Source organism: Pseudomaricurvus albidus, from assembly GCF_018863235.1.
Lineage (GTDB): Bacteria > Pseudomonadota > Gammaproteobacteria > Pseudomonadales > Cellvibrionaceae > Pseudomaricurvus > Pseudomaricurvus albidus.
The window spans coordinates 38,276-61,705 of record NZ_JAHKRS010000002.1 but is presented as its reverse complement, the minus strand read 5'-3'; the positions used below and the strand labels follow the sequence as shown (position 1 = coordinate 61,705).

Below are 23,430 nucleotides of genomic sequence, written 5' to 3'. Positions count from 1 at the left end.
CCCAAGTGGTTGCCCTGTTTCGATTACTGAAGATTATCTTTACCGCCCTGCGCTACCGTCTGGATGAGCTGCTGCCACGTCACCGTCTGCCCTGGGGGCTGGCGCTGATGTTGAAGTGTCTGGCCGTGATCCTTCCGGCCAGCCAGCAGACTCGAGGGCAACGCCTGCGTCACTTCTTCGAGGATCTGGGCCCGGTATTCATCAAATTCGGTCAGCTGCTGTCTACCCGTCCGGACCTGATTGCCCCCGATATTGTGGAAGAGCTGGATCACCTGCAGGACAACGTCGCCCCGTTTGATAACGATCTGTGCCGCGAAATCATAGAGAAAGCCCTCGGCAAACCGGTCACCGAACTGTTTGACGACTTCGACCCCGAACCGCTGGCCTCCGCCTCCGTGGCACAGGTGCACACCGCCAGACTTAAGGAGTCCGGGCAGGACATTGTCATCAAGGTTATCCGTCCCGGTATCGAAATCACCATCGAAAAAGACATCAGGCTGATGTATCTGCTGGCGAAACTGGTCCAGCGTTTCGCCACCGACGGTCAGCGCCTGCGCCCGGTGGAAGTGGTGGAAGAATACCAACACACCATCTTCGACGAGCTGAACCTGCAACGGGAGGCCGCCAACGCCTCCCAGCTGCGCCGCAATTTTGCCAATTCGCCCATGCTCTATGTGCCGGAAGTCTTCTGGGACTACACCCGCGCCAATGTCATGGTGATGGAGCGGATCTACGGGATTCCGGTCACCGACATGGAAGCCCTGGCCGAACAGAACACCAATATGAAGCTGCTGGCCGAACGCGGCGTCGAAATCTTCTTTACCCAGGTGTTTGAACACAATTTCTTCCACGCCGACATGCACCCGGGCAATATCTTTGTCTCTCGCGAGCACCCTCAGCGACCACAGTACATTGCTGTGGACATGGCCATTGTGGGCTCTCTGACCCAGGCGGACCAGTACTATATGGCCCGCAACCTGCTGGCCATTTTCCGTCGCGATTACCGTCTTGTCGCCGAGCTTCACGTGCAAAGTGGCTGGGTACCGGAGGACACCCCGGTCAATGACTTCGAAGCCGCCATTCGTACCGTTTGCGAACCCATCTTTGAAAAGCCCCTGCGGGAAATCTCCTTCGGGCAGATCGTCATTACCCTGTTCCAGACGGCCCGCCGCTTTGACATGGAAGTTCAGCCACAACTGGTGCTGCTGCAAAAAACCCTGCTCAATATTGAAGGATTGGGACGCCAGCTGTACCCCGATCTCGACCTCTGGCAAACCGCTCACCCCTATCTGGAGCGCTGGATGCAGGATCGTTTCAATCCCCGCAGCCTGTGGCAACAACTGAAACGCTACGGACCGGAAATCCTGGAACAGGCGCCGCAAATGCCTCACAAGCTGGCCGCAGCCCTGGATCAGGTTCAGCAGCTGGGAGAACTCACCCCCAAACTAGAGCGCGCCACCGAGCTCATCAATCGCCAAAAGGCCAGTGTAGGCCGCACCCGACGCAGGTTGCTGATTGCGGTTCTGGCGGGTATCGGGGCGGTTGCCACGGCCCTGCCGGCTGCCGGCGTAAATTTAAGCGCCATTCCCACCTACAGCTGGGTACTGGTCGCCATTGCCGGCTGGGCCTGGGTCAGCCAGTAGCCCCCGCCCTGTCCGATTTCCCCCCGCCGCTGCGCCGTTGGATGGCGAATATCCAAAGGCCGCGGGATAGGTTAGAATCGGCGACCTGATAGCAGTTATTGATAAGGTAAAACACTCGTGACAGACAAGTCGTTTCTCGACAGCATCAAGTGGACCGACGACGGCCTGGTGCCCGCCATTGCCCAGGACGCCAAAAGTGGCCGGATTCTGATGATGGCGTGGATGAACAAAGAGTCTCTGCAGCTCACAGCCGAAGAGGGACGCGCTGTTTACTGGTCCCGCTCGCGCCAGCAGTTGTGGCGCAAGGGTGAAAGCTCCGGCCACACTCAGGTGGTCAGCGAGATTCGTCTGGACTGTGACGAAGACGTGATTGTTCTGCAGGTGGAACAACTGGGCGGCATGGCCTGTCATACCGGTAGAGAGTCGTGTTTTTACCGAGTCCTGAAAGATGGAGAATGGGTTGCGGTTGACCCGGTTCTGAAAGACCCCAAAGAGATTTACGCATGAGCGTCACCAACAATTTACGCAATACAGACATCCTGACCGAGTTGTGTCGGATTCTGGAAGAACGCAAAGCCGCCGGTGACGACAGCAAATCCTACGTTGCCAGTCTGCATCAGAAAGGGCTCAACAAGATCCTGGAAAAGGTTGGCGAAGAAGCCGTGGAAACCGTACTCGCCGCCAAGGACGCCCAAACCAGTGGTGACAACAGTGATGTTATCTACGAGACGGCCGATCTGTGGTTCCACTCCCTGGTGATGCTCTCCCACCTGGGCGAAGACGCCTCTGCGGTATTGAATGAACTGGCGCGTCGCTTTGATATGTCCGGCCTGGAAGAGAAAGCATCCCGCAACAAGCACTAGTGGACGGACGCTTTTAATACATACGTAACACTATTGGTTTAATCATCTTTGTTTAACGTGCAGATTGTGTGCACTCATTTTGAAATTGGAGTAACTCTATGGGTATCGGTGGAATTAGTGTTTGGCAGTTATTGATCATCCTGGCCATTGTTTTCATGTTGTTCGGTACCAAACGCCTGCGCAATCTCGGCGGAGACCTGGGCGGAGCCATCAAGGGCTTTAAGAAAGCCATGAGCGATGAAGACAAGAAAGCCGAAGAGAAGAACGATCCAGAAAAAGTCGAAAACAAAAGTGATAGCGCCGAGAAAGTGGTTAACGGCGAATCCGAAAAAGTCGACAGCAACAAGTAAGTCGCCGTGTTTGATATCGGTTTTTTCGAGCTTCTTGTAATCGGTGTCGTTGGCCTGCTGGTCATCGGCCCTGAACGCCTGCCTGACACCTTGCGCACGTTGGCGCTGTGGTGGGGCAGACTCAAGCGAGGCATACAAAACACCCGCACTGAATTTGAACAACAAATCGGTGCCGATGATATTCGTCGTCAACTGCATAACGAAGACGTTATGCAGCGTCTGAACTCATCCAAAGATGAGATCTCCCGGGCAGTGAGTGAAAACGTCGATGATATCCAGAACAGCATGAAAGAGGTTTCTGAGTCACTAAATCGTCTGGATCCGTCAGATTCAGCACCCGGTGATCAAGACGCACCAAAGTCCACAACTGAAGATTCTGCATCTGCAGAGCCAAAAGAAGGCGCACAGACCAAGCCTTCTGATATCGGCCACCACTGAGACCCGTTAATCCCCTATGAACGACACGCCTCCCAACGATCAGGAAATGACTCTGGTTCAACATCTGGTAGAGCTGAGAGATCGGATACTGCGCATTGTCCTGTTCATATTGGTGATCTTCTGCGGCCTGTTTTACTTTGCCAACGACATCTATACCTTTGTCTCTGAACCTCTGCAGGATTTGCTGCCCGAAAACAGCACCATGATCGCCACCGAGGTGGCCTCACCTTTTTTAACGCCCTTTAAACTGACTTTTTTTCTGGCGTTGTTTCTGTCGATGCCGTTTGTGCTCTATCAGATCTGGTCGTTTATCTCGCCGGCGCTGTATCAGCGTGAACGGCGCCTTGCCATTCCGATTTTAATTTCCAGCATCCTGCTGTTCTATGCCGGTATGGCGTTCGCCTACTTTGTGGTGTTCCCACTGATTTTTGGTTTTTTCACCACTGTCGGCCCCGCCAATGTGACGGTAATGACGGACATCAGCAGCTATCTGGACTTTGTCCTTAAGCTGTTCTTTGCCTTTGGTTTGGCTTTCGAAATTCCCATTGCCGCGGTCATCCTGATCGTCGCCGGTGTGGTTTCCGCGGACGGGCTCGCACAAAAACGTCCCTACATTATTGTCGGCTGTTTTGTCTTCGGGATGTTGTTGACCCCACCGGACATTATGTCCCAGTCATTGCTGGCACTGCCCATGTGGCTGTTGTTTGAACTCGGACTCTTGTTCGGTCGGCTTCTCAGCCGCAGCCCGAAAGAATCGCAAACGGCAGAATAATAGAGGTAGTCAGGCCAGGGCGATGAAGATAAACACCCAGCCCAACACCGACATCAGTATCGGCTCGCGGGCGCTGTCCCACCGGAACAGGCCATAGAAGTACGCCAGAGGTGGCAAGAGCAGGGCAAACATGCCCCAGCTGTAGTCACTGGCAAACGCCAGCTGCAATAACAACAGCCAACTGACCGCCAGCAACACCATACCAAAAACCATAAAAACTGCAGACAAGGGTTCCATCGTTTCTCCCCTGTATCTCTTGTAATTTCTTATCGCACGGTGACTTTACGCGTTTACTGTTACATGCCTTTGCTGCCGCCGGGCCTTTGTTAGCAACGGAGCAACCCGTCACCACACTCAGTGCATGACGGTCAGATCCGGGAAGCGGTAGCGTAGCGACACCACCTTATCCAACACCCGAACAAACGCTTCCACCACCATTGGATCGAATTGTGTCCCGCTGTGTGCATTCAGATAATCCATAGCCTCTTTCACACTCCAGGCTTTTTTGTAAGGGCGCTCTGAAGTCAAGGCATCAAACACATCACAGACACTGACGATACGCGTGTAAAGCGGGATCTCTTCGCCCTTAAGGCCATCGGGATAGCCCTTGCCGTCCCACCGTTCGTGATGCGTGCGGGCAATTTCTGCAGCCGTCTGCATCAATTCCGTGTCATAGCCGCTCAGGATTTCCGCTCCCACTTCCGAGTGGGTTTTCATGGTCTCCCACTCCTGAGTGTTCAGAATTCCCGGTTTCAACAACACATCGTCCGGAATCGCAATCTTGCCAATATCGTGCATGGGGCTGGCGCGCAGAATCAACTCACACTGCTCGTCATCCAAACCCAGCTCCTGGGCCAGCAGCGCGCAACTCTGGCTCATGCGAATCACATGCATGCCGGTTTCGTTGTCGCGATATTCCGCCGCCTTGCCCAGACACTCAATCACTTTACTCTGTGCTTCATAGAGCTGCTGGGTACGCTCATGCACCCGCTCTTCGAGCTCTTCGTTCTGAATTTTTAATTCCTTGTGAAGTAACCTGGATTCCATAATATTACGGACTCGCAGAGCCACTTCAGTGCGATCAAAGGGTTTACCGATAAAATCTTTAGCGCCAGCCGATAAACACTGATTGCGGGTTTCGTCACTGTGATCAGCGGTGAGCATCACCACTGGCAGATAATCATCGGGAAAAGCCTCCCTAAGTTTTGCCAGTACCTGCAAACCATTCATCGTTGGCATATGTACATCCAGCAACACCAGATCGTAGGGATCGAGACGATACATCTCCACCACTTTCACCGGCTTACAGGTCACATCAATCTGAGTGTATCCTTCATGGCGTAAGATTTTTTCCATAAGCGCCGTATTAACCGGATTGTCGTCAACAATCAGAATACGCCCGTCGTGGACATCCATGATTTCCGGTGTTTCCGGCATCAACTCTTCATTCCCTGCTGTATTAGAAGATGACTGTCCCAAAGTATAGCCCTTACGCTCAATGAAAAAAGCCTGTGTGAATGTCGTGTCATTCCAGCTTGTCAGCCCTTCATGACCGACGTCCCGTTCTCAGCCGTCAAATATAACGGATGGCTGTTTTTGCCGTAAAGCCCTGAATAACCACCAGAACCTAAGTCTCCAGCAAAAAAGTGACCGGACCATCATTAACCAATTCTATCTGCATGTCCGCAGCAAAAATGCCGGTGGCCACATCACGGTGGCGCGACCGGAGCTGCTCCACAAACTGATTATACAGCTGCTGCGCTAACTCCGGAGCCGCAGCCGTTGAAAAGCCGGGCCGCATGCCCTTGCGGGTATCTGCCGCCAGGGTGAACTGGGACACGGCCAGAATGCCACCTTCGATGTCTGTGACACTTAAATTCATTTTTCCGTCAGCGTCCGGAAAGATCCGGTAATTCAGTAATTTATGAATCATCTTATCCACGGATGCGGCATTATCGTCTCGTTCGACTCCCAGCAACAACAGTATGCCACGGGAAATTTGCCCAACCGTTTCCCCTTCTACGTCAACCCTGGCACGATTGACCCGCTGAATTAACCCCCGCACGCTCTCACTCCTGCGTTTAATGAAAAGCGCGTATTGTACAGACTATTCAGGCGGGTGTTGGGTTGTCATCCGAAAAACGTCTGGCCATGGTTCGAGTGGCACGTATTAACGCATCAACAATGCTCGGCTCGCAGGAAGCATGGCCTGCATCGCGAATGATGTGCAGTTCGGAGTCGTGCCACACATGATGCAGCGACTGGGCATTGTCCAGAGTACAGATCATATCGTAGCGTCCGTGAACGATGATACCCGGTATGCCCTCCAGCTGCGACGCTTGCCGCAGGATCTGATTGTGTTCCAGAAAACCGTGATGCTTAAAATAATGCGCTTCAATCCGGGCGAGGGACAACGCCATATGAGGATCGGAAAAACTATCGTGCAGGTCATTGTTGGGTCTCAGTGTGGCGCAGCGGGCTTCCCATAGCGACCAGGCTTTGGCGCAGGACATCTTAGCCAGTTCATTATCCCCAGTGAGACGCCGGTAGTAAGCCTGGACCAGATTGTCTCGTTCAGATTCCGGAATGGGATCGAGAAAGTCCTCCCAGTAATCCGGAAAAATAAGACTCGCACCGCGTTGATAAAACCATTGAATATCCTGATCACGACAGAGGAAGATGCCTCGCAGAATCAACCCCATGACCCGACTGGGATGTGTTTCGGCGTAGACAAGACTCAGTGTTGAGCCCCAGGAACCGCCGAACAGGAGCCAGCGTTCTATGCCAAGGTACTCTCGAATGGCTTCGATGTCCTGCACCAGCAATTGGGTATTGTTGTGTTCCAGCGATGCATGAGGTGTCGAACGCCCGGCTCCCCGCTGATCAAAGAGGATTATGCGATAGCGTTCCGGGTCAAAAAAACTGCGGTCCTGTTTGTGGCAGCCGGCTCCCGGACCACCATGGATAAAAATAACCGGTATACCTTCGGGATTGCCAGACTGCTCAACATAAAGGGTGTGGCCATCGCTTACCGGCAACATCTGGGTCTGATAGGGCTTAATGTCGGGATAATGTATGTGCATAACAACCCTCTAAGCGTATTGATCGATTAAATGGCTCCCCCGCGCATAATCACCTCACTCACACCGGTAACAGGATCAAAAACAACATGCACCCAGGTCGAGTGGCCGGTTTTATGCCAGAGAATTGGCAAGTCTTCTTGCCGAAGTTCATCGAAATGTTTTTCCCCCACCACCACAAAATCACCGGTCATTTCACAGTACTGACTGACCTCGGCGTATGTCGGCAAGTCCCTCGTGGACCGTAAAAAAGCACTGTGCAGAGCCTTATTCACGTAATAGGACATCAGCTTTGCCAGTTGCGGCTCGTAAATCAGCTCAGGAAGATGGTCAATTAACGCCCCCGTGTAGCGGTAAACCTCGCGACCATCGGCCTGAGTCACACTCAACACCACACCAGCCTCACTGCAGGGGCCTCCAGTGACCGAAATCGTGAGAGTATCCGGCACCTTGGCATCGGTAAAATCCACCTGCTGTGACTTCTGAATCTTGCAGGGCTCCAGCGTCTCGACGGGAGTCTCCGAACCAGCCTTCTGCGTCCGGAACATATCCAGGGTTGGCTTCTCAGCCAGTGACGCCAAAGGGGCACACACCAGAAAAATGGCACCAAACGCTACCTTAAGCAACTGCCCTGAACTCATAACAATAAGCCTTTGACGATGATGCCGCGCCTGAAATCCAATTCGGGAGCTACCCTGTACACAATGTCTCTACACAATGTGCATTTTAGAGTGTAGACCAATTCGATACTCAAACGCTGCCTGACCCCGCCCCAGCGTCACAAGCGCGCCGGTGATGGAGAAGATAGAGAGATGTTTTTGGTTTATTATGCAGGCATCACGACTGACTTCCATGAAAGAGTTCTCTTAAACAGGAAAACTTATCCATGACGGAAAAACGCTGCGACTGGTGCCGGGGAAACCCACTGTACGAAAAATACCACGACGAGGAATGGGGTGTCCCTTGCTATGATGATCGCACGCTGTTTGAATTTTTGCTGCTTGAAGGCGCACAGGCCGGTCTGTCCTGGATCACCGTACTGAAAAAACGGGAAGGTTATCGCAAGGCATTTGACCAGTTTGATCCTGAAAAAATCGCGCGCTACAGCGATAAAAAAATTGAAAAGCTGTTAGCCAATCCAGACATCATTCGCAATCGCCTAAAGGTACAGAGCGCGATCAAAAATGCCCAGGCCTATTTGCACATTGTCGAAAGCCGCTCAAGTTTCAGCGACTACTTGTGGCAGTTCGTCGACGGAGAGCCTGTCCAGAACCGATTCAAAACCCTGAAGGATGTACCTGCTTCAACACCGGTCTCGGATGTCATGAGCAAAACACTGAAAAAAGATGGCTTTTCCTTTGTCGGTACAACCATCTGTTACGCTCACATGCAGGCCACCGGCATGGTAAATGACCATCTGATCAGCTGCCCACGGCACGCTCAGGTGAAGCCCTGACCGGATAAACTCGACGTCTACAATTGTGACTCTATAGGGAATCGGGCCATCAACCATACAGCCACCCGCTGAAACACCGTTGCCTGAGGTTCTGAATAAAAACGGACATCCCCGTCGTCCCTGTGCAAGATCCACACGAGCTTGTTGCCCTTGTCGAGAGCCAGCTGATAACTGTTTCCCGGCAACGACATCATAATGTCATCCACCGCCTCGCGGGTCATCTCAGGGTTGTCCACCAACACACCGATTTCGGTGTTGATCAACAGCGAACGGGGGTCGAGGTTCATGGATCCAACAAAGGTTCTTTGCTGATCGATAAAAAAAGCCTTGGCGTGCAAACTGGCCCTTGCGGACCGGGTGATGGGCATGGTGTGATCGGCTCTGTTCTTTCTTCTGAACGCCCAGCGCCGTATGCGTTTTCTCAACCTTGGCTTTTGCGACAGCACGTCCTGTTCTGAGCGAGCCTCATAGATAGCCACGCCCATTTTCAGTAGCCGCTTGCGATATTTGGCGTAACCGGAATGCACCGCGCCGACATCGGTTGCCGCCAGCGAGTTGGTCAAAATGGTAATGTTAACTCCGCGGGATCTGAGCAGACTGAAGTACTCCAGCCCGGCCCGCCCGGGAATAAAATAAGGCGAGACCAGCAGCAATTCCTGGCTGACGCTGTTCGACAATTCCGCCAGCTGTGAACTCAGGGATTTAAACTTGCCAAACCCCCTGCCCAACACCTTGTCGGGGTGATCGTACATAATACTGGCCTGGCTCCAGTACCACTTTGTCGCGATGTCAGCGTCAGAATGACCATCTGGGTTGATTTGACTTTCACCATGGTCGCTAGTGATTGATGGAGCATCATCTATCTTAAGAAAGTCGTCTATCCATGAGCTGTGGGTATATTTCCTGAAGTGTTCTCGATAATTGCGGTTGGCACTGGCCAATTCCTTTACCGTAAATTTTTTATGAGAGATCAATTCAATCGGGCAACTGATGTCAGAGTTCCAGTACTCATCAAAACCGTCGGATGCTTGATCGACCACAGGACCAATGGCCATGATATCCAAGTCGGCAAAGTCGACCTGCCCACCGGCTTCAAAATACTCATTACCAATGTTCCGCCCTCCCACAAGAGTCACGGTGTTATCAGCCGTCAGTGACTTGTTATGCATGCGACGATTGGCCCGGCCATAATTCCACACCATGGACCACAAGCGCCTGACACGGCTCAGTAACGGATTGAACAAGCGAATATCAATATTGACGTGCTGACTCAGCAACAGAAGTCGCTCATCGCCAATGGGAGAACCCACATCATCCAGTAACAGTCTTACCCGAACACCTCGGTCTGCGGCATCGAGTAAACAGGAGGACAGCAGCTTTCCGGTTTGATCCCGGTGCCAGATGTAATACTGTAAATCCAGAGTCTTTTCCGCAGCAGCAATCAGGGCCAGACGGGCATCGAGCGCGTCTTTTCCCGATACCAGCGGATAGACACCGCTCTGCCCCGGATATTGATCGGTGTGGTGACGAACCCGGCGTGACAGAGCGGTTTCCTGAACATCAATGATCTTGGTGGTTTTTTCAATACCTGATCGATCCGCTAACTTCATTTAACCGCTCTTTCCATCAAGACTCTTGAGCCACGTCACTCCAAATCAAAACCGTTAAAATGACAATTCAACACTTGCTGGGACTTTATTATCAGCTTGATGTCGGGGCAGGCAAACCAGCAATTGCGGAGATGGAACGCCCAGATCATCGCGCAGATGGCGCTTCAGATTGTCGGTTCGCAGAACAGCCAGATCTTTTAAAGCCTTGGTGTATTTTTCCTCTAGCAGTTGCACCGATTGCGGAGCATCCGTCGCCGGCACGGCTGCAGGTTCTGCAGTAACCTCTGGCCATTTTTCTCCGGCCTCGGTTGCCACCACTTGCAAGTCACCCAAATTGGTCACGCCACACATCTTCAGGGTCAAGGCATCGCGCTCTTTGAGCATCGCGGCAATTTTACCGGAATAGTCTTTAGCGACGGCATTGAGCTCGGCACTGCCAGCGGCAAACCTGACGGAGTCGAGTTTGACTTCTGTCATTTTTTCACCGGCCATTTGTGCCACAGTGATGATCGCACCATAGGGCTGCAACAGGGTTTGCAAAACCAGCATGGAGGCTTTTTTCATGGCGCCACCCAGCGCTTTATTGATGATCTGCTGGATATCCACATCAGGATCATCCAATGCACCTTTGACCGGCACTTCCAGTTTGATTTGATCATTGCTATCGCGCAACAGGTCGAGGGCCTGATCCAGTGGCATCGTCAACGAGTGAGCAAACTGTTGCACGGTATCCGAATGTTCAGGTCGCAACGTGACATGATTGATAATAGCCTGGTTATGGGTATCCAGTTGATTGTCTGCCAGTTTCACTGTCGAGGTTAAATTAAAGACACCGGCTTCCAGTGCGTAGCCTGTAAATTCCTTGCTGTAACCACTGAGTCCCAGCAGCTGGTATTCGTCCAGGGTGATTTTGACATCGGCATTTGGAGCGACCACATTGAAGCTGCCTTCGGCCTTTATGGCCGCATCATGGTTTAACAGCAGCGCCATGTTCAGACTCGCTGGCTGCGACGATTCTTTCAGAGACAGATTGTTAATCTGCAGCTGGTTTATACGCACCACTTCTTCAAACGTCGGTTTCACTCCCGCATCGGAAATATCCACGGATACCTCGGGCCCAATCATCAGATGCTTCACGAAAACAGGAATGCCCGTACCGCTCGATTCTTTATCGGCCTGCAGCGTCGCCAAGTTATCGCTGCCGGTTTCGTTGGTGCTTTCTGCCACCTCGCCGGTACTGTCTGTCTTCGAGGCTTGTGCTTGCGGAGACAGGATGGCCGCCAGTTGCGGCATACTGCCATCGGCTTCACGGACAAAGGCAATCTTTGCTTTCGGCAAGTTCAGTCTCTCGACCACCACATCCATTGCCTGTGAATCATCAGGCAGCTTGACAGTCATTCCCTCCAGAAAGAAATCCGCATCGCTGACCAGTGTCGGCTGACCTTTTGAGGGCAGCAGGTTCAAACCAGTGAGAGCCAGTTTTTTCACGCTGACTTCACTGGCTGACTGATCTTCACTGACACTGCCAGTCAGGGTCGTTCCCAGAGACAAGTGTTTTAGATCGGCCAGTGGCGCTTGCTTGAGCCCGGCACTTTCGGCCCCGGTTTGCACCGCGCCCTGATCGGCCAAAACCTCAATCACAGCCTGATAATTCAGTGCGTCCTCTGACGAGGCCTCCCCTTCCACACCAATTTCTGCCCTGGCCCATTGCAGCAGTGCCTGGGGAGTCACCACATCCAACTCAGACAACACAGTATTGGTGTTTCCTGAAACCTGCCAGTTGCCGCCGTTACTGCCACCCTTGGCATCCAGGCTGAGATTCAGTTCCGGCAGCTTCACTGTTGTGTCATCGGCAACCAGATTCAGATCGGATAACACCAGTGTGCTGTTGATGATTGCATCCTGCTTCTCGCCAGAGGCGTTTCCGTTCAGGTCCAGCGTCAATGACGTTTTAGGCAATGTCGCCTGCAGCTGTGAAGCTTTTACATCCAGATCGGACAGTGCCAGTTTGGTCTGCGCATCAATGGTTTGGCTGCCCCCCTGAGACGCCGCCTCTAGCACCAGGTCGATGATGGCTTCAGGAAATACCACTGCCGCATCTGCCGTGTTGATGTCCGCACGGGACACCGCGGTTTCAGTGTCCGCAGACAGCGTCCAGTCACCGGCTGAGTACTGCGCCCGGGCATCCAGTTTCAATTGAGTCTCTGGCAGGGAAATGGTGTTGCCGGTGACGGTCAATTTCAGGTTCGACAGAGTAGACTGCGCGGTGGAGTGCACTTTCCAGTCGTCCAGCTCCAGTCGTTCCAGAGCCAGCTGGGTTGTGAATTCCAAAGATACCGCGGCTTCCAGTCCAGCTGATGGTAACTCCAGCCGGTTCAGGGTCAGCAGGATTTCAACATCGCCCTTTTGCTCTTCCTCAGTATCCAGCCGGGCAATGGCAATTTTCTGCACACTGACATCAGCAACCACATCCGGCAAATCCACCAACAGGTGCACGTCTTCAACACCCAGGCTATCGAGCGCAAACTGCCAAGTCGAAGCATTTTCTTCAGGCTCTTCAACCACCTCTTCCACAACTTCCTGAGTATCGTCACCCGCCAGATTGATGCCATTGATCATCAAATTGCCTTCGGCATCCTGCTGCAGTCTCAGATTGGCACTGATCAGACGCACGCCGCTCACCCGCACTTTTTGTCCCCACAAGTCCGTGAGGGTCAAATCCAGTTCGAGATCAGTCAGGCGGTAGTGGTCGGTGTCGGTGGAAAATTTCAAATTCTGAATGGAAGCCACGCCCGTGTACGGATTCAGCCACAGTCGCTCAACACTGACGTCACTCATCCCCCGGGTTTCGAGTTCGGACAAAAGTGAATACTTAACAACCAGCGACAACAGAAGGGGCAAAAAGATCAGCAACAGAAACAGCAAAATCAGTGCTGCGCGAGTCCATGTGCGTGTTTTCATGAGGTAACATCACCTGACTACAAGAAGGTCTACAAAGTGTATCAGCTAAGTCTCAATATGATAGTTCATTGAAGGCGACTCTCAGGTCATTGGCCTGTCTTTTGTATTCGTGCCATGACACAAAAACGCCTGAAATCCCGCCTCTCCCCTGTATGCCTTGGCGTTAACCCGTTATAGTTCACTGCCCCGGCAGGCAGATAGACAAGGTAAAGCATCATGGGTAAGTTGATTGGCGCCATAGTAGGCTTTTGGGCAGGTGGCTTTTGGGGTTTCCTGCTGGGCCTGTTTATCGGCTCGATCGTTGACCGCAGTATCAGGGTCAGCCATTTTCATATCCCCTCCGGTGATCGTCAGGAGATTCAGGACACTTTTTTCAGTACCACGTTTACCCTGTTGGGCTATCTGGCCAAGGCTGACGGACGCGTATCAGAAGCGGAAGTTCAGCAAACCGAAAAGTTGATGGATAAGCTGGGGCTCACTGCCGATCACCGTCGCGCCGCCATTGATCTGTTTAAACAGGGCAGCCAGCACAATTTCTCCCTGCCTGAGCTGCTGGGCAAATTCAATCAGGCCTGCGGCCGCCACCCCAACCTCAAACAAATGCTGCTGGTTTACCTGATCAGCATCGCGCTGGCCGATGGAGCGATCGACAGCAGCGAAGAAGCGGTCTTGCGGCAAGTGGCCCAGGGCATCGGTTTTTCCGGTTTCGCCTTCGAACAGCTGCTGCGCATGATCAAGGCCCAGAACCAGTTTTCCGGTCAGGGGCAGGGACACTATCGCCATTACCAGCAAGCCCCCAGCGCCAGCGAACTGGATCTTGCCTACGATGCACTGGGTGTGGACAAGTCCATCAGTGACAAGGAACTCAAACGCGCTTACCGCAAGCTGATGAGTCAGTACCACCCGGATAAACTGATGGGTCAGGGGCTGCCTGAAGACATGATCCACGAAGCCACCGAGCGCTCGCAGGAGATCCAGGCCGCTTACGACATGATCCAGAAAAGCCGCAAATCATAGAGCCACTGCCCGGCCCGACAAGACTTTAGTCTGGCAATTGCCCGGCCATGATCAGCGACATCAACTCACCACTATCCGGATGACGGGGTTCGATCACCTCTAACGGAATCAACCTGCTCTGGTGAAACAAAGATTGCCACTCCTGCAGCGATCGGTAGAACCAGGGCGAAGGTGCCGGGAAAGACTCATCGAAGCCCTGCCAGTGTTCCAGCTGCCAACCGGTATCGGTATCTGCGGTCGAACGGGTCATCGGTAGCCTATCCGGGTGGAGTGTTTGCAACACCAGAACGCCACCGGGATTGAGCAGGGTATGCACCCGGGAAAAGAGCAGCCTGACGCTGTGCTCATCCAGCAGGGAAAAGTTGCAGACCACACCGTCGTAACGCCGGGCCAGCGTTCCTTTCGCCACATCCTGGTAGCTCAATACCGAATAGTTGACCGGCGGGAACAAGTCAGGGGCAGTACGGCGCGCCTGCTCAATCAGAGCCGGCACCACATCGACCCCTGTCATACGTATATTTCTGGCAGCCAGTTCACGACACAACCAGCCTTCGCCACAACCGAGATCCAGCACTGAAGGTTCCAGGTTAGCTGTCGGCAGCAGGTCCAACAGCGCGTTGATCATCGCCTGATTGGTGACCTGGCGACTGACCACTTTGTTTTGCTGAATCACGTTTATCCAGGCTTTCGCATTGGCCTTCCATGCTCGAATGACTGCCATGTCATTCGAGCCAGTAACGTCATTGTTTTTATGGTCCAAGAAGCTTCATCCCGTCCGGGCACAGACACAGGTACAGACACCGACAGAGTCAGGCTCCGGTTTTCGGCCCGACCCACACCTGCTGTGCGTTTACAAACGCGAGTATGCCATGAGGTCCCAGCTCCCGGCCAATGCCCGAGTTTTTGATGCCGCCACTGGGCAGACGAGGGTCGGTTTTGACGATGCCGTTAATGGCAACCTGCCCGGCTTCCAGAGAAGACGCCATGGCTTCAGCCTGCTCGCTGCCACCCCATATGGATGATGCCAGACCGTAGCGGGTGTCGTTGGCTATGGCCAGCGCCTGGCCAGCATTATCCGCTTTGAGGATGACGGTCACCGGCCCGAAGGTTTCTTCCTGACAGGCGACCATGTCGTTGGTGACATCCACCAGCAAGGTGGGCGGGAAAAAATACCCCGGGCCGGTCTCAGGTTGCCCGCCCATCAGACAGCGGGCCCCCTGCTCAATCGTTGCCTCTACCTGACGGCTGAGGTTGTCCCGCAAATCAGCGCGGGCAATGGGGCCAATGGTGGTGGTCTCCTCTCTGGGGTTTCCCACCACCAGAGCCTGCATTCGGGTTTTCACTTTTTCAATAAATGCATCATAGACCGGAGCCTCAACAATCAGGCGCTTGGCGGCAATACAGGATTGTCCGGCATTGATCATGCGCGACAGCACCAGTGTATCCGCCGCCTGATCCAGATCGGCATCCGCCAGTACCAGACTGGGATCGGAACCACCCAGTTCCAGCACACAGGGTTTGAGTGCCGCGCCGGCCATACCCGCAACCCGACTGCCCGCCTGACTGGAACCGGTGAACGACACACCACGCACCCGAAAATCCGCAATCACATGCCCCACCTGATCATTGGCCAGCGGCAGATTCTGCAACAGCCCGTTGGGTACGCCGGCTTTGACAAACAATTCGGCAATGGCCGACGCACACGCGGGCACATGAGGGTCGTGTTTCATCAGACAGGTATTGCCCGCCATCAACGCCGGGGCACAAAAACGAAAGGCCAGCCAGAAGGGCGCGTTCCATGGCAGGATTCCGAGCAGCGGCCCAAGCGGCAGGTGCTGAACATAACTGTGATGAGCATCCGAGGCCAGCGTCTGACTGCTCAGATACCCCGCTGCATGTTCGGCATAATGTTCGGCACACCAGATGGATTTTTGCACTTCGGCCCGCGCTTCAACGATTGGCTTGCCCATTTCATCCGTCATCAACAGTGCCAGCCGCTCCTGGTCCTGTTTCATGATGTCGGCAACGGCACACAGTGCATCGGCCCGCTCTTCAAACGAAACGTTTTTCCAGTAATCAAAACCAGCGACCGCTGTCTGAAGACTTTTTTCAACTTGTGCACTGTCCAGTGTTGGATAGGCGTGCAGCTCTTCACCCGTAGTCGGGTTAATCACATTCAGCATCATCTTGTCCTCATTATGGTTTCGCCTTGATGAAACAGCCGATTAAACACAGCTCGCGAAGATGTGTCTGTCGGTTGTTCACAAACAGGCAAGAAGCGGATCAGGAACCCGATTTTTCTGCACGCTTGTCTTTAGCGCCTTTGGATTCTGCAGCCGGCTTTTCCTGATTCGCCTGACCCTCTTTGGCAGACGCCCGGCTGTCTATGGCAACCAGACGTTTATCTTCTTCCGTTTTGTCGGATTCCGGTTTTGTCGAATCGGGTTTGAACTTGATCTTGCCCTGATCGCCTTTCACCACAAAGTCCTGAGAGAAATCCTGAAAGAAAGATTTACAGCCATCGTCTGTCAGATAAATGGTGTCAGAAATACCACAGGTTTTATCCCCCTCCACACCCCACATCCAGGGGATGATGTGCAGCGTCATGCCCTTCTGCAAAACGGTGGAATCACCCTGTTTCAGACTGACGATATAACCTTCATCCCAGCTGGGAGGAAAGGCGATACCAATGGAGTAACCTGAACGGGTGATCAGCTGACCACCGACATCATTTTCGGTGACCGCTGTGCGAATCAAGATGTCCGCATCAGACACCGTCATCCCCGGACGCACATGTTCATACACCTGACGCAACGCATACTTCATGACTTCCTGCGCCTTGTACATGGCATCCGTCATCGGACCACACATAACCGTCCGCATCATGGCGGTGTGATAGCGGCGGAAACAGCCACCCACTTCAAGAAACACATGCTCGTTGGGCTGAACCGTTCGGCCCTCCCAGGTCGCGTGACCAATCATAGTGCGCGGCCCAGAGGTCACATAAGGCATCACTGCCGGTGGCTCACCACCGGCCCGGAACATGGCCTCACTGATGGCCGCGCCGATTTCATTTTCTGTCACACCGGGACGCACCATTTCAATACCGGCCTTCATTCCCGCCTTGGTGGCAATGGCTGCCCGCCCCATGATTTCCAACTCGGCTTCGGATTTTGTTTTACGGCCTTCTTCAACAATGCCAAAGCAATCCATGAGACGGCCTTCACGAAAAGATGTATTCAACACATCCTGGTGATAAGCCGGGAAAAAATAACTGTTGCGCTCGTAGCCGAGAATTTTTTTCGACAAACCAAATTCACGCAGCGATTCAACCAACATCTGGATGGAATCACCGGTATCGGAATAGGGACGCGTGTGTTCCAGCCAGGTTCTCGCGTGTACGTTCGATTCTTCCAGCTTGCGGGTAATCATAAATGGCGCATCATCAATGGGCACCACCAGCGCCTGAAAAAACGAATAACCGGTGGTTTGATAATCGGTCAGATACATCAGATTTTCCGGGTCAGTGATAATCACCGCATCCAGTAATCGGTCTGCCATTCGGTCCCGCAACTCTCCCATGCGGCGCTCGTACTCAGCAAAAGGAAAGGTCATATCATCACGATGTCGCATATCAATCACTCCATACAATGTGCTACAGCCGCAGCAAGAATCGACAGCCCTTTATCCAGATCATCATCTGCAATCGTCAACGGCGGCAACAGTTTGACAACCTTTCCGCTTTCACCACAGGGACCCACCAACAGACCGGTTTCAAAACATCTTTTGGCAATATGTTTGGCCAGTGCACCATCGCGGACATCCAGAGCCTGAATAAGTCCCCGTCCGCGCACATCAAAATCAGCGCCGGGGTAACTGTCACGAATCTCCATCAGACGCCGCTGCACCAGCTCACCGCGCTCCCGGGTTTGCGCCATCAGGCTGTCATCTTCGAAGTAACGCAGCGCTTCGCGACCGGCCACAAACGAGAGATCCTGACCGCGAAAAGTGCCGGTGTGCTCTCCCGGCTGCCAGTGGGCATCGTGTTCCGGTTTGTTCAGATTCATGGCCATGGGCGTACCAAAACCCCCGATGCCTTTCGCCAGACAAATAATGTCCGGTTCCAGCCCCATGCCTTCGAAACTGAAATACTGACCGGTGCGCCCGCAACCCACCTGAATCTCATCAAAGATCAACAGTGCGCCGGTATCGCGAGCCAGCTGTTGCAATTCCTGCAGCCACTCGGCACTGGCGACATTCACCCCACCTTCTGCCTGTATGACCTCAACCAAAAACGCCGCAGGCGCTTCAACGCCACTGGACGTATTTTCCAATAAAGCACGCAGGGTTTTTAATTGCTCTACCCCGCCGCCCTTATTGGTTTCGAACGGTTGATGAGTGGCAAAGTGCAAGGGAATTCCAGCGGCATTACGAAAATATTCGTTGGCGGTACACGCCAGGGAACCCAGCGTCATACCATGGAAGCCCTGGGCAAAGGCGATGACTTCATGACGTCCGGTTACCCGTCGAGCCAATTTCAAAGCAGCCTCAACCGCGTTACTGCCCGTGGGCCCCATAAACTGCATTTTGTAGTTCATTTGGCGAGGCTTGAGGATGGTATCCACAAACCCCTGGATGAATTCTCGTTTGGCGCTGGTGTACATATCCAGGCTGTGTACCACGCCATCGCCTTGCAGATAGTCAATAATCGCCTGCTTCATTTTGGGGTTGTTGTGACCGAAATTTAACACTCCCGCACCGGCGAAAAAATCCAGATAGGTTTTTCCCTGCTCATCAACCTGATGCGCATTGCTGGCAGTTTTAAAGACTGTGGGGTAGCTGCGGCAATAACCGCGGATTTCAGATTCCCATTGTTCGAATAGCTCCATAGGGGACTCCTATTTGTCAGAATGACTGAGTGAACTCAAATTGTGTGCGGATAAACGCCGGGGACTTACTTACAATCGAAATTACAATCGAAGATTTTCAGTGAATACATCGGGCTTGCTTAAAACATGAGATTCAAGCAAAGAGTGGCGTCTAATATTTCATTAGCGCTAAAAAGAAGAGAATGGCGAACCATTTTTTAAAGGTAAATTTACTCATTTAAAAACTGTTACTCACGTTTGAAGCCGTTGAGGAGTGTCCGCAGTGCGCCGGAAAATCCTTCATACCTTGAAAGTAGGAGACATCAAAGAGTCGTGCAAGTCTGTGATCAGCAATAGTTTTTCTTCCTTTTTCACGGCAAACCGCATTACCGGAAGAAACGCCATTCAAGCTCCCAACAACTCATACCCCACTTAAGCATCATCAAGCCGGATCGTTTATTACTTACGATTCGTTTCTGACGAACTTTATGTTGAGTGATACCAAATTCGAATAAAAATCGAAACTCGCGTCATAGCCGACAAAAGTGACACACACCAGACTCCGCTTCACGCATTTCTGGAGAAACGCTCGAGAATGACATTCGATCTGATCTGCTGAAGTGTGTCAGTGTGCTGTGTTTGAAGAACTGCAATAACCAAGCCAGATCTTATAACGCAGACGCTGCATGAGAATAATCGAGACAAATTAAGAGAGATAATAATGCTTAAGAAAACTCAGAATAACCGCTGGAAACTGTCTGCCGCCCTCGCCGGGCTGATGCTCTCAACCTCTGCCATGGCGGGCACTCCAGCGCCCACTGAAGGGTTTGACAACCTGTTCGACCGCGCCGAAGATGATGGACGCTGTAATGTGAATGTCGTCAGTAGTCTGAACTCTACTTTTTACGTTCCCAGCGACAGCAGTAACAGCAGCGCAACATTTAATGTTCTGGTTTGGGGCAACGGTACCGGTGGCACTTCCAGCACTTACAGAACCTTGCTGGAATCCGTTGCATCACAGTGTATTCTGGTAGCGGCCGCCAATACGGAAGATTCGGGCACCGGGTCTGAAATGCAGGACGCCCTCAATAGCGCCCGCTCACGCTATGCATCGCTCATTGCTGCTGACGCCCGAGTTTGCACTGCTGGTCACTCGCAAGGCGGTGGTGGTTCTTTCAATGCAGCGAACCGCATTGGTGCAGATTGTGTCATTCCAGTTCAACCTGACACACGCTGGACCACCCAGATTTATGACGATCTCGACAGCAACGTTGAAGTTATCACCCTGTGGAGCAGTTCCGACTCCCTCGCTCCGGCCAGCGGAAACCGCAGAAACGTTGAAGACGCCTCGTCCATCCTGACTCAGGTGGAAACCTCCGGCGAAGGACACTTTGAGCCAACCTCAGGCCGCGGTGGCAATATAGGAACCCTGTTCCGCATGGCGAATATTGCCCAACTGAGTAATGACCCGGCAACCCGCCAGGAATTCCGTCAGGCTTTCTTTGGTCCGACCACTGAATTCACCGCCACGGAATCCCACAGTGACATCAGTGATGTGCGCCGTGATTTTGGGGCTATCAATACAGCGCCGTAACAAAACCGCCGAAGAAAAAACAGTAAAGAAAACCGCCAGAAGCCCTCTGGCGGTTTTTTCAGGGATGAGAGTTCTCGGGCGAGGCAGGGATATCCGCCCCCACCAGACGAGAAAACACGGATACTACCGGAGCCAGCAGAGCGTCATTAAACTGGTAGTGCGGGCTGTGGCAGGGGTATTGAAACCTGGGTTCGCCGCCCATTCCTATCAGGGCAAAGGCACCCGGTATTTGCTGCAAATAATAACTGAAATCCTCTGAGGCCATAATTGGCTGCGGCATCGAATCCATACACCAGTTGGCTCCCAGCTCTTCCTCCAGGGCCTGCCGATAGCGGCTGGCGGCACTGGCATGATTGATCGTCGCCTCGTAGCGCGCTTCTGAAGTGACCGTGGCGCTCACACCGTAGCTGCGAGCCGTATCCTCGCTGATTTGCTGAATCAGAGCATTCAATGTGCCCCTCAATGACGGATCACTGAGACGAATACTTCCGGTCAGGGTCGCCAGTTCAGGGGTAACCGTGGGCGCCGCGTCTGCCCTGACCGAGCTGACACTGACCACGGCAGCCGCCTGTGGAGGTAATCGCCGGCTGACTATCTGCTGCAGATTGAGGGTGATCGCCGCGGCCGCGAGCACCGGATCCCGACAGAGTTCCGGCTGGCTGGCATGACCACCCTGTCCGGTGACATCGATGCGGAAGGTGCCGTTACCCGACATCACCGGGCCATCCGGACACACCGCCTGCCCCAGTGGAATGGCCGGCCAGTTGTGCCAGCCGAAAATATAATCCACGCCATCAAGAGCGCCATCGGCAATCATTTCCCGCGCACCGTGACCGCCCTCTTCGGCGGGCTGAAAGATGAGAGAAACCGGTCCCGGCAGTCGATCTTCCTGCTGTTTCAGCCAGGCCGCCGTTGCCCAGAGCGCGGCGGTATGACCGTCGTGGCCACAGGCGTGCATGCAACCGGACACTTCCGAGCGATAGTCAATGTCAGTGAGTTCATGAATCGGCAGGGCATCCATATCCCCTCGCAGGGCGATATGTTCTCCTTTGGCGTGGGGCGCCAGAGTGCCTACGGTGCCGTGTTTGGCGCACACTCGCCAGGGAATATTCAGCTGATCCAGTGCCTGTCGCACCCGCTGTGCGGTCTGCTGCTCCTGCCAACTTAATTCTGGTGAGCGGTGAAGAGTGTGCCGCAGGGAAACGGCATCCTGTAGAATCGTTTGCCAAGGGCTTTGCACGTCATCTCCTGTGTGGGTTCACAATTCTGACGGGTTAACCGGAGACACCGGAACCCGTCCCAGTAAGCGGCTCTTGCTTCATACTACACCTTACAGACTACATAATTCCCCGGATTTTGCGTACCTCGTTGATTTTCTCCTGATCGTGCTGTCGCGGCTGGGTCTTGCCCGCAGGTTGCGGTTGCCGGTTTGTGGTTGCCGCATCGGAACGGACGTCCGCGGCGTCAGAGAGCCCATGATCGATGGCGTCCTCAATGCAGGTTTGGTAGACGCGCCTGGATTCAGACCAGCAACTGTCAGCATCGGCATCCGGCTGATCCCGCAGGCAGCTTTCGAGGTACTTGACCGCAAGCCGCTTGCAAATAGGGTAATCACGCTCCTCGGCCGACGCGTTTGTCCAGCCACTGACACACAGCGATAACAGCAGATAAAAACTTGTGGACCACGGTTTCACCGGTTTCCTCCTCACCGTATCAGCACAGCGCGGATACAGACTGACTTGAACTCCATGACATCGGGCTCATCCGGCTTCCCCCTCCTCTCCATGACGGGAGTGATGTGGATTGGGTAACCGGCATTGTATCCAGTGTATGCAATACTCCCGTTTTATCCACTGCCTTTTTCTGTGCCGATTGCGATATGGGTTGAGGAGTGTTTGACATTGCTGCTCGCCGTTGCAGAACTGCAATCCCATTCAAAATAGCGTGGCGGCAGCGTGAAAGAAGGGCTAACAAAGGAGGAACAGGAATCTCGGATCATTCGTTTTCATGAGACACCAAGACCGAAGGAACACCAGACTCATCAACAGTAACCTCAAAACAGATAGGTCGGCAGCAAACCTGGCAATCTTCAATATAAACCTGATGAGGCACTGAACAATCGATCAGTACCTCAATGGTTTCGCCGCAATAAGGACAGGCGATGTGCGCGGGTTCCAAACCGGTGAGCACAGCGGAATCACTCAGCGTTTGGCAACACCCAACTCACCGAGAGTCGCTGCCATATCCTCGGCGGACGTGGCGGGCTTAACATCAGTATCAATCTTCAGAATTTTACCATCGACCCCGATGTAAAAAGTCTGGCGTTTGGCAAAGCCCAACAGATGCAAGACCTCGTAGGCCTTGGCCACGGTTTTGTCGGGATCACTCAACAGGGGAAAATCCGCATTGGTTTCTTCCGCGAAGCCCTTGTTGTCTTCCAGATCATCGACACTGGCCATGAAATAAGTGACATCATAGGCGCGAATCAAATCACCATTGTCTGCCAAAGACTTACATTCTATGGTGCAACCGCGGGTGTAAGCCTTGGGGAACCAGGCCAGAACGACAGCCTGCTTGCCGCGAAAATCCGACAGGGTATAAGTTTTGCCATCTGAGCCTTGCAAGGTGAAATCGGGAGCCATATCGCCCACTTCCAATGCACTTGCCGAAGCGCTCAACAACAAAGTAACCATAAACGTAAAAAATGACTGCTTAAGCCGGTTCATAACCGCTCCTGTTATTAGGGTAATGTCTGTATCTGAAAACGGGTTGGATCGA

The 23,430-nt window shown here is 53.2% G+C and carries 24 protein-coding genes; 9 read left to right on the top strand and 15 right to left on the bottom strand.

The window, feature by feature from the left end:
* Positions 1–5 precede the first annotated feature (5 nt).
* The 6 genes from ubiB to tatC all read left to right on the top strand — a co-directional run bounded on the left by ubiB (position 6) and on the right by tatC (position 4,066).
* Positions 6–1,643: a ubiquinone biosynthesis regulatory protein kinase UbiB gene (gene ubiB / locus KOI40_RS03600; RefSeq protein ID WP_216096106.1), complete on the top strand. Its 1,638-nt coding sequence runs from the start codon at positions 6–8 to the stop codon at positions 1,641–1,643.
* Positions 1,644–1,760: 117 nt separating this feature from the next.
* Positions 1,761–2,150 carry a phosphoribosyl-AMP cyclohydrolase gene (gene hisI / locus KOI40_RS03595; RefSeq protein ID WP_216096105.1) on the top strand — a complete coding sequence of 130 codons (390 nt, stop codon included), beginning with the start codon at positions 1,761–1,763 and terminating at the stop codon, positions 2,148–2,150.
* Entirely contained in the window at positions 2,147–2,506 is a 360-nt protein-coding gene (locus KOI40_RS03590) for a phosphoribosyl-ATP diphosphatase (RefSeq protein ID WP_216096104.1), read from the top strand. Before hisI ends, KOI40_RS03590 begins: the two co-directional genes overlap by 4 nt.
* 98 nt (positions 2,507–2,604) lie before the next feature.
* Entirely contained in the window at positions 2,605–2,856 is a 252-nt protein-coding gene (tatA, locus tag KOI40_RS03585) for a twin-arginine translocase TatA/TatE family subunit (RefSeq protein ID WP_216096103.1), read from the top strand.
* 6 nt (positions 2,857–2,862) lie between these two features.
* The gene (gene tatB / locus KOI40_RS03580) at positions 2,863–3,294 is read left to right on the top strand and encodes a Sec-independent protein translocase protein TatB (protein ID WP_216096102.1); all 432 of its coding nucleotides are present in this window, start codon (positions 2,863–2,865) and stop codon (positions 3,292–3,294) included.
* A gap of 16 nt (positions 3,295–3,310) precedes the next feature.
* On the top strand, positions 3,311–4,066 hold the full coding sequence (gene tatC / locus KOI40_RS03575) for a twin-arginine translocase subunit TatC (protein ID WP_216096101.1): 756 nt from the start codon (positions 3,311–3,313) through the stop codon (positions 4,064–4,066).
* A 9-nt stretch (positions 4,067–4,075) separates the two neighbouring features.
* Here tatC and KOI40_RS03570 read toward each other — a convergent pair whose 3' ends face one another.
* From KOI40_RS03570 to KOI40_RS03550, 5 genes are all read right to left on the bottom strand, one after another.
* Positions 4,076–4,303 (bottom strand): hypothetical protein, encoded by a 228-nt coding sequence (locus KOI40_RS03570; RefSeq protein ID WP_216096100.1) that lies wholly within the window; start codon positions 4,301–4,303, stop codon positions 4,076–4,078.
* A gap of 117 nt (positions 4,304–4,420) precedes the next feature.
* Entirely contained in the window at positions 4,421–5,545 is a 1,125-nt protein-coding gene (locus KOI40_RS03565; RefSeq protein WP_233710002.1) for an HD domain-containing phosphohydrolase, read from the bottom strand.
* Positions 5,546–5,693: 148 nt separating this feature from the next.
* The gene (gene dtd / locus KOI40_RS03560; RefSeq protein ID WP_216096099.1) at positions 5,694–6,131 is read right to left on the bottom strand and encodes a D-aminoacyl-tRNA deacylase; all 438 of its coding nucleotides are present in this window, start codon (positions 6,129–6,131) and stop codon (positions 5,694–5,696) included.
* A gap of 46 nt (positions 6,132–6,177) precedes the next feature.
* Entirely contained in the window at positions 6,178–7,149 is a 972-nt protein-coding gene (gene pip / locus KOI40_RS03555) for a prolyl aminopeptidase (protein WP_216096098.1), read from the bottom strand.
* Between the two features lie 26 nt (positions 7,150–7,175).
* Positions 7,176–7,787 carry a hypothetical protein gene (locus KOI40_RS03550; RefSeq protein WP_216096097.1) on the bottom strand — a complete coding sequence of 204 codons (612 nt, stop codon included), beginning with the start codon at positions 7,785–7,787 and terminating at the stop codon, positions 7,176–7,178.
* 245 nt (positions 7,788–8,032) lie between these two features.
* Here KOI40_RS03550 and KOI40_RS03545 point away from each other — a divergent pair, with 245 nt between their 5' ends.
* Positions 8,033–8,602, top strand: coding sequence for a DNA-3-methyladenine glycosylase I (locus KOI40_RS03545; protein WP_216096096.1), 570 nt, complete (start codon positions 8,033–8,035; stop codon positions 8,600–8,602).
* 17 nt (positions 8,603–8,619) lie between these two features.
* Here KOI40_RS03545 and KOI40_RS03540 read toward each other — a convergent pair whose 3' ends face one another.
* Together KOI40_RS03540 and KOI40_RS03535 are read right to left on the bottom strand one after the other, a co-directional pair.
* Positions 8,620–10,212, bottom strand: a complete 1,593-nt coding sequence (locus tag KOI40_RS03540) for a phospholipase D family protein (protein ID WP_216096095.1) — start codon at positions 10,210–10,212, stop codon at positions 8,620–8,622.
* A gap of 54 nt (positions 10,213–10,266) precedes the next feature.
* A complete protein-coding gene (locus KOI40_RS03535) occupies positions 10,267–13,173 on the bottom strand; it encodes a DUF748 domain-containing protein (protein ID WP_216096094.1) in 2,907 nt (968 codons plus the stop codon).
* A gap of 216 nt (positions 13,174–13,389) precedes the next feature.
* Here KOI40_RS03535 and djlA point away from each other — a divergent pair, with 216 nt between their 5' ends.
* Positions 13,390–14,190 carry a co-chaperone DjlA gene (gene djlA / locus KOI40_RS03530; protein ID WP_216096093.1) on the top strand — a complete coding sequence of 267 codons (801 nt, stop codon included), beginning with the start codon at positions 13,390–13,392 and terminating at the stop codon, positions 14,188–14,190.
* 25 nt (positions 14,191–14,215) lie between these two features.
* On the opposite strand, the gene KOI40_RS03525 is transcribed toward djlA, so the two are convergent.
* The 4 genes from KOI40_RS03525 to ectB all read right to left on the bottom strand — a co-directional run bounded on the left by KOI40_RS03525 (position 14,216) and on the right by ectB (position 19,079).
* Positions 14,216–14,911 (bottom strand): class I SAM-dependent methyltransferase, encoded by a 696-nt coding sequence (locus KOI40_RS03525; protein WP_216096092.1) that lies wholly within the window; start codon positions 14,909–14,911, stop codon positions 14,216–14,218.
* An 88-nt stretch (positions 14,912–14,999) separates the two neighbouring features.
* Positions 15,000–16,376, bottom strand: coding sequence for an NAD-dependent succinate-semialdehyde dehydrogenase (locus tag KOI40_RS03520; protein WP_233710001.1), 1,377 nt, complete (start codon positions 16,374–16,376; stop codon positions 15,000–15,002).
* 97 nt (positions 16,377–16,473) lie between these two features.
* The gene (gene doeA, locus KOI40_RS03515; RefSeq protein WP_216096091.1) at positions 16,474–17,823 is read right to left on the bottom strand and encodes an ectoine hydrolase; all 1,350 of its coding nucleotides are present in this window, start codon (positions 17,821–17,823) and stop codon (positions 16,474–16,476) included.
* A 5-nt stretch (positions 17,824–17,828) separates the two neighbouring features.
* Positions 17,829–19,079 carry a diaminobutyrate--2-oxoglutarate transaminase gene (gene ectB, locus KOI40_RS03510; protein ID WP_216096090.1) on the bottom strand — a complete coding sequence of 417 codons (1,251 nt, stop codon included), beginning with the start codon at positions 19,077–19,079 and terminating at the stop codon, positions 17,829–17,831.
* A 700-nt stretch (positions 19,080–19,779) separates the two neighbouring features.
* Between ectB and KOI40_RS03505 the strand changes: the two genes are divergently transcribed.
* Positions 19,780–20,652, top strand: coding sequence for a hypothetical protein (locus KOI40_RS03505; RefSeq protein WP_216096089.1), 873 nt, complete (start codon positions 19,780–19,782; stop codon positions 20,650–20,652).
* A 58-nt stretch (positions 20,653–20,710) separates the two neighbouring features.
* Here the strand turns inward: KOI40_RS03505 and doeB2 are convergent, their stop codons facing one another.
* The 4 genes from doeB2 to KOI40_RS03485 form a co-directional block, all read right to left on the bottom strand.
* The gene (gene doeB2 / locus KOI40_RS03500; protein WP_216096088.1) at positions 20,711–21,892 is read right to left on the bottom strand and encodes a N(2)-acetyl-L-2,4-diaminobutanoate deacetylase DoeB2; all 1,182 of its coding nucleotides are present in this window, start codon (positions 21,890–21,892) and stop codon (positions 20,711–20,713) included.
* 97 nt (positions 21,893–21,989) lie between these two features.
* Positions 21,990–22,346 (bottom strand): hypothetical protein, encoded by a 357-nt coding sequence (locus KOI40_RS03495; protein WP_216096087.1) that lies wholly within the window; start codon positions 22,344–22,346, stop codon positions 21,990–21,992.
* Positions 22,347–22,647: 301 nt separating this feature from the next.
* The gene (locus KOI40_RS03490) at positions 22,648–22,842 is read right to left on the bottom strand and encodes a CPXCG motif-containing cysteine-rich protein (protein WP_216096086.1); all 195 of its coding nucleotides are present in this window, start codon (positions 22,840–22,842) and stop codon (positions 22,648–22,650) included.
* Positions 22,843–22,853: 11 nt separating this feature from the next.
* Complete coding sequence (locus KOI40_RS03485) at positions 22,854–23,378, bottom strand: peroxiredoxin (protein ID WP_216096085.1); 525 nt, start codon at positions 23,376–23,378, stop codon at positions 22,854–22,856.
* Positions 23,379–23,430 lie beyond the last annotated feature (52 nt).

What these genes read in the sequence shown, in the direction of transcription:
- KOI40_RS03505 (WP_216096089.1), top strand. Translation starts at nt 19,780, where the DNA reads ATGCTTAAGAAAACTCAGAATAACCGCTGGAAACTGTCTGCCGCCCTC.
- KOI40_RS03570 (WP_216096100.1), bottom strand. Translation starts at nt 4,303, where the DNA reads ATGGAACCCTTGTCTGCAGTTTTTATGGTTTTTGGTATGGTGTTGCTG.
- KOI40_RS03590 (WP_216096104.1), top strand. Translation starts at nt 2,147, where the DNA reads ATGAGCGTCACCAACAATTTACGCAATACAGACATCCTGACCGAGTTG.
- KOI40_RS03540 (WP_216096095.1), bottom strand. Translation starts at nt 10,212, where the DNA reads ATGAAGTTAGCGGATCGATCAGGTATTGAAAAAACCACCAAGATCATT.
- pip (WP_216096098.1), bottom strand. Translation starts at nt 7,149, where the DNA reads ATGCACATACATTATCCCGACATTAAGCCCTATCAGACCCAGATGTTG.
- doeA (WP_216096091.1), bottom strand. Translation starts at nt 17,823, where the DNA reads ATGCGACATCGTGATGATATGACCTTTCCTTTTGCTGAGTACGAGCGC.
- KOI40_RS03550 (WP_216096097.1), bottom strand. Translation starts at nt 7,787, where the DNA reads ATGAGTTCAGGGCAGTTGCTTAAGGTAGCGTTTGGTGCCATTTTTCTG.
- ectB (WP_216096090.1), bottom strand. Translation starts at nt 19,079, where the DNA reads ATGGAGCTATTCGAACAATGGGAATCTGAAATCCGCGGTTATTGCCGC.
- KOI40_RS03545 (WP_216096096.1), top strand. Translation starts at nt 8,033, where the DNA reads ATGACGGAAAAACGCTGCGACTGGTGCCGGGGAAACCCACTGTACGAA.
- KOI40_RS03535 (WP_216096094.1), bottom strand. Translation starts at nt 13,173, where the DNA reads ATGAAAACACGCACATGGACTCGCGCAGCACTGATTTTGCTGTTTCTG.
- tatA (WP_216096103.1), top strand. Translation starts at nt 2,605, where the DNA reads ATGGGTATCGGTGGAATTAGTGTTTGGCAGTTATTGATCATCCTGGCC.
- KOI40_RS03485 (WP_216096085.1), bottom strand. Translation starts at nt 23,378, where the DNA reads ATGAACCGGCTTAAGCAGTCATTTTTTACGTTTATGGTTACTTTGTTG.
- tatC (WP_216096101.1), top strand. Translation starts at nt 3,311, where the DNA reads ATGAACGACACGCCTCCCAACGATCAGGAAATGACTCTGGTTCAACAT.
- KOI40_RS03520 (WP_233710001.1), bottom strand. Translation starts at nt 16,376, where the DNA reads ATGATGCTGAATGTGATTAACCCGACTACGGGTGAAGAGCTGCACGCC.
- djlA (WP_216096093.1), top strand. Translation starts at nt 13,390, where the DNA reads ATGGGTAAGTTGATTGGCGCCATAGTAGGCTTTTGGGCAGGTGGCTTT.
- KOI40_RS03525 (WP_216096092.1), bottom strand. Translation starts at nt 14,911, where the DNA reads ATGGCAGTCATTCGAGCATGGAAGGCCAATGCGAAAGCCTGGATAAAC.